The sequence below is a fragment of the Actinoallomurus purpureus genome, from assembly GCF_024055795.1.
Lineage (GTDB): Bacteria > Actinomycetota > Actinomycetes > Streptosporangiales > Streptosporangiaceae > Actinoallomurus > Actinoallomurus purpureus.
The window spans coordinates 286,862-300,781 of record NZ_JAMXMY010000008.1 but is presented as its reverse complement, the minus strand read 5'-3'; the positions used below and the strand labels follow the sequence as shown (position 1 = coordinate 300,781).

The window sequence follows — 13,920 nt, the reverse complement described above, 5'->3', positions numbered from 1 at the left end:
CCCACTCCGGATACCGAGGGATGCGGGTGCCGCACGTCATGATCGTGTTGCCCGGAAACTTTTGGTCAGGAAAGGTTCAGGAACGATCCGATCTCGCGACACACCGCCCCTAATGCTCGTCAACCACTGACGGTGGGTCTTAGCGTGCGGGACGTGAGCGTGCGCGTCTGCGAGGTCAGCCTGCGGCCTGGACGCGTCTATGGGGAGGGCTGATGAGCAGCGCACTCCTCTATCTCGCGATCGTAGCCGTCTGGGGCATCGTTCTGGTCCCCATGTGGCTCCGCCGTGACGGCTCCCGGACCCGGCAGCGCCGCGTCGACGAGGACGCCGACACGCTGGCGGAGTCGCCCGCCGAGGCTTCCGAGCCCGCCGAGGGCGTCGAGTCCGCCGAGGGCGCTGACGAGGCGTCGCCCGAGGACGACGTCGTCCCGGCACGGGAGACCCGCCGAGCCGCCCGCCGGCGGGCGAGCCGCGCCGCCGTCATCGCCCGCCGCCGGCGCCGCACCGTCGGCCTCATTCTCCTGGGGCTGACATCGGTCGCCACCGTCGTCAGCGGCGTCACGCCGTGGTGGTTCACGCTGCCGCCGGCCGTCCTGCTCGTCGGCCACCTCACCCTGCTGCGCAGCGCCGTCAAGATGGACGCCGAACGCCGCCGCGCACGCCACCTGGTCCGCCTCCGCGCCATCGAGGCCGACCGCCGCGTCCGCGCGGAGGAGGAGGCACGCCTGGCCCGCGAGGCCCAGCGGTCCGCCGAGGTCATCGCCATGCCCGCGCGCCTCGAGGAAGAGGTCTACGACCAGTACACCGACCAGCGCGCCGTCGGCGACTGACTCCGGCCAAGCGGGGGTCCTCCGCAGCATGACCTGCTGTGATCCGCAACACCAGGTAACCGATGCGCGAGCAGTGCCCAATGTTTGCTAGCCTTACAGCGTCCTTGGGGCTGTAGCGCAGTCCGGTAGCGCACCTCGTTCGCATCGAGGGGGTCAGGGGTTCGAATCCCCTCAGCTCCACCTCGGACCTAGGGCCAGTGTGGTCGGAAGCGAAGCTTCCTCCCGCTGGTCCTTCGTCATGTTTACCCGGGGGGGCGACCCCCCGGACCCCCCGATGTGGGGGCTCTGCCCCCACGCCCCCGGTGTGGGCCGGCGTTCGAGCCAGGGCCAATCGGGGTCAACCGACTGGTTCCGATCAAGGAACCGGCCGTTTCCGATCTCGTACAGCAGCGAAGTACGGCCACGCACTAACGTCGTCGATCAACACGATGCAAGCCCAGGCCAGGGACGCGGTCCCCAACCTGGGCTTCGATCTTGATGGGGCCGGCACCTGCAGCATCTGCTCACCGCTGCCGCGATGAACTTCGTGCGTATCGACGCCTGGCTTACCGATACGCCCCTCGCCTCCACGCGCACCTCACACCTGGCAGCACTTCGCCCCACCGGCTGAGCCGGCTTCAGGTTGGTGCAGCAAGCCGGATCTTCAGGGCGTGGCGGCTGGTCGGTCCGGCGCTGCCTTTTGGTCCGATGGTCAGCCTGTACCGTTTCTGCCGATACGTCTTGGTGGCGCCCATCCTTCGCCCTCCTCGCGCGTTCCCGGCCCCTTAATCTGTGACCGGGGCGTCACGTGGCGTCTGGGCGGTGCGATGCTCCCGGCTCGGGGGTCTGCAAGTGCAGAGAAGGCTGCAAGCCTGATAGGGCGCGACCGAAAAGCAGGGAAGCCCAGATATGAATACACCTCAGCCGCGTAGCCTTAGCCGTCGGCGACTCGGCAATGCACTCCGCGACCTGCGTGAACGCCACCACATCCAGAACAGCGAGATAGCCGCCGCACTCGACTGGTCGACGTCGAAAGTCAGTCGAATAGAGACAGCGCAGCTCTCCGTCTCAGACGCCGACCTGGCGGACCTGCTGGCCTACTACCGCCTGACCGGCGACAAACGCCACGAGATCGAGCAACTCGCTGCCGAAGCGTCCGAGCATGAGTGGCTCGGCCCGTTCGCTCCGCTGCTGCGCGGAGCGCCCTGGCCAGGCCGCGACTACGCGACGTACCTCGAGCTGGAAGCATCCGCGACCCTCTACCGGCAGACCGCGCTCGTGCACGTCCCGGCGCTGCTGGAGACCGCCGACTACGCCCGCGCGATCATCGCCGACCCGAGCAACCCGATCCAGCACAGCGCCGAGGACATCGACCGGCGCGTCGCGCTCCGCCTCGCCCGGCAGGAGCACGCCCTCGGCCGTCTGGACTTCCATGCGATCATCGACGAGGCCGTGCTGTACCGGGAGATCGGCAGTCGCCAGATCCTCGCCGAGCAGCTCCAGCACATCCTCGATGTCATGGACGCCGAGCAGGGAGTGACAGTCCGGGTCATCCCGTTCAGCGCTGGCGCGTACGACGCGATGACCGCAGCATTCGGGATCTTCGCGTTCACTGACTTCGATCCGATCGCATACGTCGAAGCGGGCGCCGGGTTCACGTGGCTGGAGCGGGAGCGGGAGGTGCGGGACGCCGAAGCCCGTTTCGCGCGCCTGGCATCGCTCGCGCCACCACGCTATGAGTCGTTTCGTCTAATTACGGACCGATTGTCTGACCTACCCACCCTGTGACAATGGGGACGTCGGCGGGTACTCTGCGATCAGTCCCGCTGGCCGGGCCTGGCCACACCTTGCCCGTTGACCCGTACTTCCTGCGGGGAGCCAGCGGGACTTTCTTGCCTCCGAGCACCACCCTGGAGGACCAGTGGCCACCTGGACGAAAAGTACCTACTCCTCGAACGGAGGCGACTGCGTAGAAGTCGCCGTAGTCGAGGGAGACGAAGCAACCTCATAGATCAACGAGCGACCAAGAGGCCCCGCCGGCAACGCGGGGCCTCGTGCGTCTCTAGTGCGGTGTCCGCTAGCGTTTCCCGGTTTGCGGGAGCCGTGTGCGGATCCTCACCGTGAGGCGAGCGACTCCCCGCCGCCCGATCCACCGCCGAGCCGCTCGAGCGGCTTACCGGAGTCGGTGCCTGACAGCGGCTTCGCTCCACGACGCGTCGTCGAGCGCGTAGGCGATGGCCTGGTCGATGGGGAGCCTGGCGCCCTCGTCGGAGAGCTTGCCGAACGTCTCCTCGCCCAGCGCCGCCCGGGTGCGCTGCTCAGAGAGCCTGTGGTCGGCGGCCAGATGCCGCTGGGCCAGGGGCGCCCCGGTGAACCGCCAGATCGCGTGGGCGCAGCCGAGTAGCCGGGCGGCGCGTTCCGGATCATGACCGGCGGCGTCCCAGGCGAGGACTTCCAAGCAGTGAGCGATGCCCCACCCGTCGATGCAGGGGGAGACCCTGAGCCTTTCCCGGGCCAGGCAGGTCGCCCGCTCGTGGTCACCGATCAACCACCGGGCGACCCCGCACAGCCCCAGGGCCCGTGCGTACGTCAACGACGCACCGGCCCGATCCGCCATCTCGATGCACTGCTCGCCGAAGACCCGGGAACGGTCGGCTTCACCGAGGAGCGCGGTGCCGTACGTCAGGAGACGCAGGGTCATCCACACGCCCCCGCGGTCGTCGAGCGCCCGCAGCCGGGCGAGGGCGTCCTCCAGGAACGCCACGGCGCGGCGCAGATCACCGCAGAAGAACGCATGCATGCCGCGGAGCAGGGTGGCATGGGCCCGGGCCGACTCGTCGCCCAGGCGTTCGGCCAGGGCGGCGCACTGGTCGATCAGCGACCGCGCCACCTCCCAGTCGGCCAGCAGGAGAGCCAGCCATCCGTTCACCCAGAGGGCCTTGGCCCGTGCCGGGCTCGGCTCAGGGTTGAGGGACAGGACCCGATCGAGCCAGTACCGCCCCTCCCGGTGGCGGACCGCCGTGGTCCAGTAGTGCCACAGGGAACCGGCGATCCGCAGCCCGGCGCCTGCCTGACCGGGTTCGCTGACGCAGAACTCCAGTGCGGACCGCACATTGGCGTAGTCGCGCCCCAACCGGTTGAACACCTGCAGCTCTTCGGAGGTCAGGAAGTGGCCTTCCGACTGCCGGGCGACGTCGGCGAAGTGGTCCCGGTGACGGGTCCGCACCGCCCTGGCCTGACCGGAACGAGCCAGGCGCTCGGCGCCGTACTCACGGATCGGCTCGAGCATCCGGTACCGGGCGGCCTCCCCGACCAGCGAAGAGGTCAGCACGGACTTGTCGACCAGACCGGCCAGGAGCGTGAGGACCTCCGCGTCCTCGATCCCGGTTCCTGAGCAGACCTGCTCAGCGTCCCCGATGTCGAACCCTCCGTTGAACACCGACGCCCGCGCCCACAACCGCTGCTCCGCCTTCGAACACAGGTGGAAGCTCCAGTCGATCGCCGACCGCATCGTCTGCAGCCGTGGCATGGTCACCTGTGCGCCCGCGCCCAGGGCCTGCAAAGAGTGTTCCCCCAGGCGGGCCATGATCGTCTCGACGGGCATGGCCCGCACCCGTACGGCGGCCAACTCGATCGCCAGTGGGATACCGTCCAGGCGCCGGCAGACCTCGGCCACACTCGCACGGTTCGCGTCGGTGATGGCGAAGCCCGGGAGGGCGGTCGCCGCACGCTCGGCGAACAGCCGCATCGCCTCGCTGCACGCCGGCGCAGCCTGCTCGTCCTGCGGCACCGGCAACGGCGGAAGCTCCATCAGCCACTCGCCGGCCACGTGCAGCGCCTGCCTGCTGGTCGCCAAGATCCGCAATTCGGGAGCGGCCTGCAGCAGGTCGGCCACCAGGAGCGCGCAGGAGTCCACCAGGTGCTCGCAGTTGTCCAGCACCAGCAGAAGATTCTTCTCCGCCAGGAACCGCGCCAGGACCTCCCACGCGGCAGACCTCGACTCCCCGGGCACCCCGACCGCGTCCCCGACCGTCTGGGCCAAGAACCGCGCGTCCTTCAGCGCGGCCAGCTCCACCAGCCGTACACCGTCGGCGAACGAGCTCCCCAGCTGTCCCGCCACCCGCTGCGACAGCCGTGTCTTGCCGACCCCCGGCCCACCGGTCACGGTCACCAGCCGATGACGCCGGATCAGCCGCTTCACCGCGCTGATCTCGTGCCCGCGACCCACGAAACTGGTCACATCAGCTGGAAGATTCCCCGCCGAGCACACCGAGTGGGCACCTGCCATGGCAGCCCCCTCCCCCCAACAGCCAATCTAATCCCCAGGCTCGGCGGGCGGGTCGGGCACTGGACGGCTTCTCGGGGGCGAACCGCTGATCAAGAAGTCAGGTCCGGCGACGCAGCCGCGCGGCACGGCCGCGGGCCGGTCACGAAAGATGCGATTCTCCGGTCGCCGAGGGCGCGGTCGTACGGTGCCGGTCGCCTCGCGTGACTCGGGGGCCGGGCGTTAACGTGATCGTCGCCGACACCGAAGACGTACGGCTCGACAGGAGGTACTGGGGATGGCGGACGACGAGGTCGCGCGGACCTTCAAGGAGATCGACTACGACGGCGACGGGTACATCACGGCGATGGAGTTCAAGCTCGCCATGACGGCCCGCCACGAGGCGGTCAGTGGCGACGAGATCGACTCGATCTTCGCCCATGCCGATGACGACGGGGACGGGCGTATCAATCTCGCGGAGTTCACCAAGGCGTGGAACTCCTGAGGCGGCGTACTGGTCCGTTGGCGATCGCGGCGTTCCGTCAGGCGGCGATCGCCAAGGATCGTTCATCCGACCTCCTTCAAGATCGTCTATGACACGCAGCACATTAGTGATCTCGGCGCGGCGGAGACGCGGTCTTTCAGTGCGCCGACCTTCTGACCGCGCGGGGCGAACGCGATCGCCAGGGCCGTGACCGCCGACCGGGTTGCGCAAGCATCGGTTCCCGCCTGGCCGTACGCCGTTCTCGTACACGCTCGCCGACGCGCCACCCGACGCCGAGCGGGTGAGTGACAGGGGGAGCCTTGGTGCGACACTGACCGGCGATCGTCCGGCGACGCTCGCCGGGCGTCTTCGGCGCTGGGATCCTTGGGCTCTCGTCGCGCGATCCGCAACCCCCGTGAACTTCTCATCAAGGCCCCGCGTCTTTATTAGGGATATTTCGGGCATTAAGGGATCCTTTGGCAGTGTTGTTCGTTGCCGGGATGGCGACCGTGCGCACCGCGTTCGTGCGGTCGTTCGTGATCCACCGGCCGTACGGCGGACCGAGTGGGTGCCCAGTGGGTCTCCCTGGTAAAAGATCTAGGCTGGCAACTGGGATACGGGAGTGCATATGGGACGACGCGCGGGCGATGGCGCCTCGAATGGCAGCGAGGACGCCGCCGCCGGTGACGCGGGGGGTGACGGTCCGGCCGAAGACGGCGACGCCGCCGGTCGCGGGGGCGGCTCTGCCGCCGGAGCAGGCGGTCATGCCGATGGAAGCGGCTCCGGGGCGGAGGGCGGTTCCGCTACTGGGGGCGAGGCTGCCGACGACGTCGGCGGGAGTGACGACGACGGAACCGTCGCCGAGACGGATGTGACGCCAGAACGCGAGAGGGTGCCGGGCGGCGCGCTGGCCCGTGACGGCGTCTCCGTCGTGCAGGCCGCGGCAGCACCGAAGCACGCCGCGGCTGCCGCCGAATCCGATGCCGTGGCCGGTGACGGTACGGACGCCGATCGGTCCGGCGCGGGCGTCACCGGGGCCGACGCCACGGCGACCGTCGACCCTGCGGGCGACGCGGAGGGTGACGCCGGCGCGGAGAACACCACCCCGCCCGATGACGGTGCCCTCGAGGACGCGTCGAAGGGCGAGGAGCGGGACGGCGACGGTGGGGCGGCGTCCGGCGACACCGGCAGGTCACGGAGCGGTCTGCCGCACGCTCTCGGGCTGACGGTCGCCTCCGCCGTGGTCTGGGGCATCGCCCACATCTGGGCCGGGCGCCGTATCGTCGGGATCCTCCTGATGGGCCTGTTCGCGCTCCTCGTCGGCGGGGGAGTGGCCGCCGCGCTCCTGTACCAGCACGACCTGAAGCAGATCGCGGTGCGGCGCGACTGGCTCGCCGGCATCACCGGCGGCATCCTGGCCCTCGCGCTGTTCTGGGCCGGCATCGTCGTCCGCTCCTACCAGGTCGTCCGTCCCACCGGGATGGCCCGGACCGCGCGGATCCTCGCCGGCGGCCTGGTCCTGGTGCTCGCCGTCGGGGTCTGCTCGCCGCTCGTCTGGGCCGCGCGCAGCACCTACACCCTGCGGGACACGATCGGCACGATCTTCCACGGGGACCAGGCGCGGCCGCAGCCGGTCAACGTGGCGGACCCGTGGAAGGACACGCCTCGGGTCAACGTCCTCCTGCTCGGCGGGGACGGGGCCGGTGACCGCGTCGGCGTCCGTACGGACAGCATGACGGTCGCGAGCATCGACACCAAGACCGGGGACACGGTGCTGATCAGCCTGCCCCGGAACCTGCAGCACTTCCCGATGATCCCCCGGCTGCGTTCCCGCTGGCCCGACGGGTTCACCGGTGTCGGCGCGCCGGGCGACCAGGGACTGCTCAACGAGCTGTTCCAGGACGCCGAGGACGACCCCTCGCTCGTACCCGGCTTCGACAAGGGACGTCGTGGACCCGAGCTGGTACGGGAGGAGATCTCCTACCTCATCGGCCGGCCCATCGACTACTACATCCTGGTCAACCTGTTCGGCTTCGCCGACATCGTCGACGCGATGGGCGGAGTCAAGGTGCACATCGCCCAGGACATTCCGTTCGGCGGCCCGGAGGACGGCAGCGCGCCCACCGGGGTGCTCAAGGCCGGTGACCGGGATCTGAGCGGCAAGGAGGCACTCTGGTACGGGCGGTCGCGCACCGCCAGCAGCGACTTCATGCGCATGGGGCGGCAGAAGTGCCTGATGAAGGCGATCGCCGAGCAGGCCGACCCGCAGCGGGTGCTGACCCGTTTCCAGCAGCTCGCCGCGGCCGCTAAGAAGACCATCTCGGCCAACATCCCGGCCGAACTGCTGCCCGCCCTCATCAAGCTGTCGGAGACGATGAAGGGCGGAGCGCAGATCAGCAGCCTGATGTTCGTCCCCCCGGAGTTCCACGTCTACCGGCCGGACCTCGGCGTCATGCGGCGTGCGGCGGCAGGCGCGATCGAGGCCAGCGACGAACGCTCGGCCACCGCCTCGCCGGAGGCGTCCGGCGGCGCGAGCGTCTCCGCCGCACCCTCCGGTGGTACGGGTGCCTCGGCCGCCGCGCCGAGCGGCAGCCCCTCGGCGACGCCGAGTGCGGGGGCGTCCTCGGCGGGCTCGGCCTCCGGAGGGCCGATGGCCTCTCCCGCCGGCTCACCCGCGGCGTCTCCGGGCGACTCGGCGACCCCACGTACCGGCCGCCACGCGTCCGGCAGCCCGTCGCCCTCCACCCGGTCCAAGGACAAGGCCGTCTCGCTGTCGGCCGCCTGCGGAGGTTAGCCGTTACGGATATACGCCATTCACGCCGACCTTCGTGAGCTTCTTCCAATTGCCGTGATAAGCGAGGCCCCTGTGCCTTACCGTGCTATCGGGCCAGGTGGGCTCATCGGTCGGGTAGGATCCAGCAGTCATTGCCAATGGTTACTGACCGCGTCCATTCAATCACTTTGCAAACCGGTCGACGCAGCCGCACGTCCCCGAAGGGGATGCGCCAGGAGTGAGCTGCGCTCGCGAGCAGAGGATCAGGAGACTTCATGGCACGGCGTCAGGGCGCAGGGCACCGGCCCAATCCGGTCGCCGGTCTGTGGCGGGCGCTGGGGCTGACGGCCGCGTCTGCGGTCGTGTGGGGTGTGGCTCATGTGGCGGCCGGTCGGCGGGCCGCGGGGTTCACGCTGATGGGTGTGCTGGCGCTGCTCTTGGGTGGCGCGGCGACGATGGCCCTTGCGTTTCAGGAGAAGTTGAAGCAGATCGCCGTGCAGGGCGTGTGGTTGAACGTCATCACGGTGGGGATCTTGGTGTTGGCGTTGGCGTGGGCGTCGATCGTGATCCGGTCGTATCAGGTGGTGCGGCCGCCGGGGTTGCCGACGGCGATGCGGGTGGCGTCGACGGCGCTGGTCGTGGTGATGTCGTTGTTGATCTGCACGCCGTTCGTCTATGCGGCCAACACGACGTACGTCTTGCGGGACACTCTGTCGAAGATCTTCCCCGGGGACGACCACTCCGGTCAGCAGGTGGACGCGGCGAACCCGTGGAAGAACATGCCGCGGGTCAACGTCCTACTGCTGGGCGGTGACGGCGGCAAGGACCGCACCGGCATCCGTACCGACAGCATTACGGTCGCCAGTATCAACACGAAGACCGGCGACACGGTCCTGCTGAGCCTTCCCCGGCAGCTCCAGAAGTTCCAGCTGCCGGCGGGGCCGCTGCGCAGGAAGTGGCCCTACGGCTACACCGGCGACGCTCCGGACCCCATGCACCCGGGCAGCGAAGGCCTGCTGAACGAGCTCTACCTCCAAGGTCAGCAGCACGCCGAACTGGCGCCGGGTTACAAGAAGGGCCGGGGCGGCCCGCACGTGATCCAGAGCGTGATCGAGTACCTCACCGGCCTGAAGATCAATTACTACGTGCTGGTCAACCTCGGCGGCTTCAAGGACATCGTCAACGCCATGGGCGGCGTGACGGTCCACATCGAGAAGAAGCTGCCGATCGGTGGCGATGTCACCCCCGACGGCCGGGTCATCAAACCGCCGACCGGCTACCTCTACCCCGGCACTCACCATCTCGACGGGGAGAAGGCGCTCTGGTACGGCCGGAGCCGGCACGCCGACGACGACTTCCACCGCATGGACCGGCAGAAGTGCCTGCTGAAGGACATCGCGGACCAGGCCAACCCGCAGCAGGTCGTCACCCACTTCGAGAAGCTGGCCAAGGCAGCGACCAACACGATCTCCACGAACATCCCGTCGGCCCTGCTCCCGGCGCTCGTGAAGTTGTCCGGCACCGTCAAGAAGGGCGCGGACATCCACAGCCTCGCCTACAACCCGGACAAGATCCCCGGCTTGCACGTCTACGAGCCGAACATCCAGATCATGCGGAGCACGGCGGCCAAGGCGATCGCCGAGAGCGACAACCCCCCGAAGACCGCCCCCAGCCCGACCGCCAGCGCCACCGCCAAGAAGAAGAACAAAAAGAGGGTGGTCGGCGTCAAACCCAGTGGGACGGCCACGCCCACCGGTTCAGGCGGTGCGGTCTCGCTGAAGAACGTCTGCGGCTGAGCCGACGCCCGCCACCGGTCCTGGATCGGCGTGCGCCTCGGCTCGGACGCGGCACCGTCAATCCGCCGACCCCCGCGCGGGGCCGCGGAGCGGACGCCTGGACGAGCGGCGTCCGCGACCAGAGCATCAGGAGACTGCATGGCATGGGGTCAGGCGGGAGGGCACCGGCCCAATCCGGTCGCCGGTCTGTGGCGGGCGCTGGGGCTGACGGCCGCGTCCGCGGTCGTGTGGGGTGTGGCTCATGTGGCGGCCGGCCGGCGGGCCTCGGGGTTCACGCTGATGGGTATCTTGGGGTTGCTGATCGCGGGGGCCGCGACGGCAGTGCTGGGATTCCAGGAGAAGTTGAAGCAGATCGCCGTGCAGGGCGTGTGGTTGAACGTCATCACGGTGGGGATCTTGGTGTTGGCGTTGGCGTGGGCGTCGATCGTGATCCGGTCGTATCAGGTGGTGCGGCCGCCGGGGTTGCCGACGGCGATGCGGGTGGCGTCGACGACGTTGGTCGTGGTGATGTCGTTGTTGATCTGCACGCCGTTCGTGTACGCGGCCAACACGACGTATGTGCTGAAGGACACGCTGTCGAAGATCTTCCCCGGGGACGACCACTCCGGTCAGCAGGTGGACGCGGCGAACCCGTGGAAGAACATGCCTCGGGTGAACGTGCTGCTGCTGGGCGGTGACGGCGGCAAGGACCGCAAGGGCATCCGTACCGACAGCATGACGGTGGCCAGCATCGACACCAAGACCGGCACCTCGGTGCTGATCAGCCTGCCCCGCAGCCTGCAGAAGTTCCAGCTGCCGGCGGGGCCGCTGCGGAAGAAGTGGCCGTACGGCTACACCGGCGACGCTCTGGACCCGATGCACCCGGGCAGCGAAGGCCTGCTGAACGAGCTCTACCTCCAAGGTCAGCAGCACGCCGAACTGGCGCCGGGTTACAAGAAGGGCCGGGGCGGCCCGCACGTGATCGAGAGCGTGATCGAGTACCTCACCGGCCTGAAGATCAATTACTACGTGCTGGTCAACCTCGGCGGCTTCAAGGACATCGTGAACGCCGTCGGCGGCGTGACGGTGAACATCACCGAGAAGAAGCCGATCCCGATCGGCGGTGAGATCGTCAATGGTCGCCAGGTAAAACCACCGACCGGCTATCTCCCAACCGGCAAGCACCATCTGAACGGTGAGAAGGCCCTGTGGTACGGCCGGTCCCGTGACGGCGACAACGACTTCCACCGTATGGACCGGCAGAAGTGCCTGCTGAAGGACATCGCGGACCAGGCCAACCCGGAGCAGGTCGTCACCCACTTCCAGAAGCTGGCCAAGGCGGCGCAGAACACGGTCGCCACCAACATCCCGTCGGCGTTGTTGCCGGCCCTGATCAAGCTGTCCAGCACCGTCAAGCACGGCGCCGACATCCAGAGCCTGCCGTTCAACCCGGACAAGATTCCCGGCTTCGAGCCGTACGAGCCGAACGTCAGGCTGATGCGCAACGTGGTGGCCAAGGCCATCGCGAACAGCGGGCACCCGGCGACGCCCACGCGGACGCCGAGCGCGACGCCGAAGAAGCACAAGAAGAAGACGCCGACGGCCGGCACCAGTGCGACGCCCGGTGCGACCGCGTCCAACGGGTCGGTGTCCCTGAAGAACGTCTGCGGCTGAACCGGTCCCGGCCCGCCGGCCGGGAGCCCGGTGACCGTCCAGGCCATCGCGGTTGTCGAGGCAGAATGTGCTGATGAGCCGTATCCCCCCGCTGCGCCGGCGCGTGCTGGTGGCGATCGTCGGCGTGGCCGCTCTCGCGGTCGTGCTGTTCGCGATCCCGCTGGCGATCGCGTTGCAGCGGTTGTACCGGGATGAGGCGATCGTCTCCCTCGAACGCGACGCGACCCGGATCTCGGCGGCGGTGCCCGACAACATCGCGCGGCGTCCGAAGCCGGTGCCGCTGCCCACCGGCATGTCGCGGCACCTGAGCGTGGGCATCTACAAGCTCGACGGGACCCGGGTCACCGGGCGCGGGCCCCGGAACTCGCGGGTGGCGGGGGCGGCCGGAGACGGACGGGTGCACGAGGCCGTGGAGAGCGGCCTGCTGGCCGTGTCCGCGCCGGTGCCCTCGGACGAGAACATCGTCGCGGTCGTCCGGGTCGCGACCCCGTACAAGCACATCAGCGGACGCGTCCAGCGGGCCTGGCTGCTGATGGTCGCGCTCGCGATCCTCGTCGTGGGGCTCGCCGCCGTCGTGGCCAGGCGGCAGGCGGGCCGGCTGGCCGCCCCCCTCGAAGGCCTGACGCGGGACGCCCAGGCGCTCGGCAGCGGTGACTTCAGCATCCGGGCGCGGTCCGTCGGCGTTCGCGAGGCCGACGCCGCGAGCCGTGCCCTGGAGGCGACCGCCCGGCGTCTCGGCGACGTGCTCGATCGTGAGCGAGCGTTCAGCGCCCACGTGTCCCACCAACTGCGCACGCCCCTGACCGGACTGCTCCTCGGCCTGGAGTCGGGCCTGGCCGGCGACGACCCGAGGGCGGTCATCCGTACGGCGATCGAACGGGGCGAACACCTCCAGGAGATCATCGACGACCTCGTGCGCCTCTCGCGCGGCAGCACGGCCGACCGGGGGGTGCTCGACATGCCGACGCTGCTCGCGGAGATCCGTGCCCGCACGGACGTCACCGTGGAGATCGAGCCGAGCCTGCCGGAGGTACGCGCGTCGCTCTCGGCCGTGCGTCAGATCGTCAACGTCCTGGTCGACAACGCGGTCACCCACGGCAACATGCCCATCACGGTGTCCGCGGTCGACGTCGGCCAAGGCCTGGCGATCGAGGTCAGCGACCAGGGGCCCGGGATCCCCGACGACGCCGACGTCTTCCGCGGTCCCGCGGACGGGCACGGAATCGGGCTCGTCCTCGCACGCTCGCTGGCCGAGGCCGAGGGCGGCCGCCTGATACTGCGGCGGCACTCACCCCCGGTGTTCAGCCTCCTTTTGCCTACGAGTGACTATCGTGGCGCCGGTTGATTCCCATGCCGACTCACTCACGCCTCCACGACTGCGTCGCGCTCGTAGCGATACCCGCGCCCGCGCAGCGTCGTGATCTGCCCGTACGACCCCAGCTTGCGGCGCAGCGTCGACACGTGCACGTCGAGGGTCTTGGTCGGGCCGAACCAGTTCTCGTCCCAGACCTCGTCCATGAGCTGCTCGCGGGTCACGACCTCGCCGGCCCGCGTCACGAGCGCGGCCAGCAGATCGAACTCCTTCGGGCGCAGCAGCACCTCGGTGCCGTCGATGTGCGCGCGCCGCGCCGGCAGGTCCAGGCGCAGCCGGCCCACGCTGATCACCCGGTCGCCCGGCTCGATGGCCCGGCGGCGCAGGTGGGCGCGGATCCGAGCGACGAGCTCGGTCAGCCGGAAGGGCTTGGTCAGGTAGTCGTCGGCACCGGCGTCCAGCGCGACGACCACCTCGAACTCCTCGGTCCGCGCCGTCAGCACGACGATGACGGTCTGGGGGAGCACCGCCCGGAGACGGCGGCACAGCTCCACTCCTTCCATGTCCGGCAAGCCAAGATCAAGCAGGATAAGATCCGGTGGATGCGCGCGTACGTCTGCCAACGCGGCCGCGCCGCTCGTAGCCAGACCCGCCTCGTATCCACCAGCGGACAATGCCTTCAGCAATTCAGATCCGATGATGGCGTCGTCCTCCACCACCAGGATGCGTTCCCGCGTCACACCTCTGATCCTAAGGAACCTCCCAAGTTGATCGTCGGTTGACGCAAAGAAGTCGTTTCGTTCGCCCGTAAGCCCGAGGGGTTCTGCAG

The 13,920-nt window shown here is 69.1% G+C and carries 10 protein-coding genes and 1 tRNA gene; 9 read left to right on the top strand and 2 right to left on the bottom strand.

Annotation, left to right across the window (positions count from 1 at the left end):
* The first annotated feature begins 212 nt into the window (after nt 1-212).
* From sepX to NE236_RS17615, 4 genes are all read left to right on the top strand, one after another.
* A complete protein-coding gene (gene sepX / locus NE236_RS17630) occupies nt 213-830 on the top strand; it encodes a divisome protein SepX/GlpR (protein WP_252843085.1) in 618 nt (205 codons plus the stop codon).
* Nucleotides 831-936: 106 nt separating this feature from the next.
* A tRNA-Ala gene (locus tag NE236_RS17625) sits at nt 937-1,010 on the top strand.
* Nucleotides 1,011-1,718: 708 nt separating this feature from the next.
* The gene (locus NE236_RS17620; RefSeq protein WP_252843084.1) at nt 1,719-2,597 is read left to right on the top strand and encodes a helix-turn-helix domain-containing protein; all 879 of its coding nucleotides are present in this window, start codon (nt 1,719-1,721) and stop codon (nt 2,595-2,597) included.
* 133 nt (nt 2,598-2,730) lie between these two features.
* Nucleotides 2,731-2,820 (top strand): DUF397 domain-containing protein, encoded by a 90-nt coding sequence (locus NE236_RS17615; protein ID WP_252843083.1) that lies wholly within the window; start codon nt 2,731-2,733, stop codon nt 2,818-2,820.
* Nucleotides 2,821-2,982: 162 nt separating this feature from the next.
* Here the strand turns inward: NE236_RS17615 and NE236_RS17610 are convergent, their stop codons facing one another.
* Nucleotides 2,983-5,049: an ATP-binding protein gene (locus tag NE236_RS17610; protein ID WP_252843082.1), complete on the bottom strand. Its 2,067-nt coding sequence runs from the start codon at nt 5,047-5,049 to the stop codon at nt 2,983-2,985.
* A 322-nt stretch (nt 5,050-5,371) separates the two neighbouring features.
* Here NE236_RS17610 and NE236_RS17605 point away from each other — a divergent pair, with 322 nt between their 5' ends.
* From NE236_RS17605 to NE236_RS17585, 5 genes are all read left to right on the top strand, one after another.
* Nucleotides 5,372-5,578: an EF-hand domain-containing protein gene (locus NE236_RS17605; RefSeq protein ID WP_252843081.1), complete on the top strand. Its 207-nt coding sequence runs from the start codon at nt 5,372-5,374 to the stop codon at nt 5,576-5,578.
* 607 nt (nt 5,579-6,185) lie between these two features.
* On the top strand, nt 6,186-8,351 hold the full coding sequence (locus tag NE236_RS17600) for an LCP family glycopolymer transferase (protein ID WP_252843080.1): 2,166 nt from the start codon (nt 6,186-6,188) through the stop codon (nt 8,349-8,351).
* 254 nt (nt 8,352-8,605) lie between these two features.
* Nucleotides 8,606-10,126 (top strand): LCP family protein, encoded by a 1,521-nt coding sequence (locus tag NE236_RS17595; RefSeq protein WP_252843079.1) that lies wholly within the window; start codon nt 8,606-8,608, stop codon nt 10,124-10,126.
* 138 nt (nt 10,127-10,264) lie between these two features.
* Nucleotides 10,265-11,779, top strand: a complete 1,515-nt coding sequence (locus NE236_RS17590; protein ID WP_252843078.1) for an LCP family protein — start codon at nt 10,265-10,267, stop codon at nt 11,777-11,779.
* Nucleotides 11,780-11,852: 73 nt separating this feature from the next.
* The gene (locus tag NE236_RS17585) at nt 11,853-13,124 is read left to right on the top strand and encodes a sensor histidine kinase (RefSeq protein WP_252843077.1); all 1,272 of its coding nucleotides are present in this window, start codon (nt 11,853-11,855) and stop codon (nt 13,122-13,124) included.
* Nucleotides 13,125-13,141: 17 nt separating this feature from the next.
* Here NE236_RS17585 and NE236_RS17580 read toward each other — a convergent pair whose 3' ends face one another.
* Nucleotides 13,142-13,831, bottom strand: coding sequence for a response regulator transcription factor (locus NE236_RS17580; protein ID WP_252843076.1), 690 nt, complete (start codon nt 13,829-13,831; stop codon nt 13,142-13,144).
* Between the last annotated feature and the right edge of the window lie 89 nt (nt 13,832-13,920).

Bases quoted from the DNA above. Each gene is read 5' to 3' on its own strand.
- sepX (WP_252843085.1), top strand. From the start codon at position 213: ATGAGCAGCGCACTCCTCTATCTCGCGATCGTAGCCGTCTGGGGCATC.
- NE236_RS17620 (WP_252843084.1), top strand. From the start codon at position 1,719: ATGAATACACCTCAGCCGCGTAGCCTTAGCCGTCGGCGACTCGGCAAT.
- NE236_RS17605 (WP_252843081.1), top strand. From the start codon at position 5,372: ATGGCGGACGACGAGGTCGCGCGGACCTTCAAGGAGATCGACTACGAC.
- NE236_RS17600 (WP_252843080.1), top strand. From the start codon at position 6,186: ATGGGACGACGCGCGGGCGATGGCGCCTCGAATGGCAGCGAGGACGCC.
- NE236_RS17595 (WP_252843079.1), top strand. From the start codon at position 8,606: ATGGCACGGCGTCAGGGCGCAGGGCACCGGCCCAATCCGGTCGCCGGT.
- NE236_RS17590 (WP_252843078.1), top strand. From the start codon at position 10,265: ATGGCATGGGGTCAGGCGGGAGGGCACCGGCCCAATCCGGTCGCCGGT.
- NE236_RS17585 (WP_252843077.1), top strand. From the start codon at position 11,853: ATGAGCCGTATCCCCCCGCTGCGCCGGCGCGTGCTGGTGGCGATCGTC.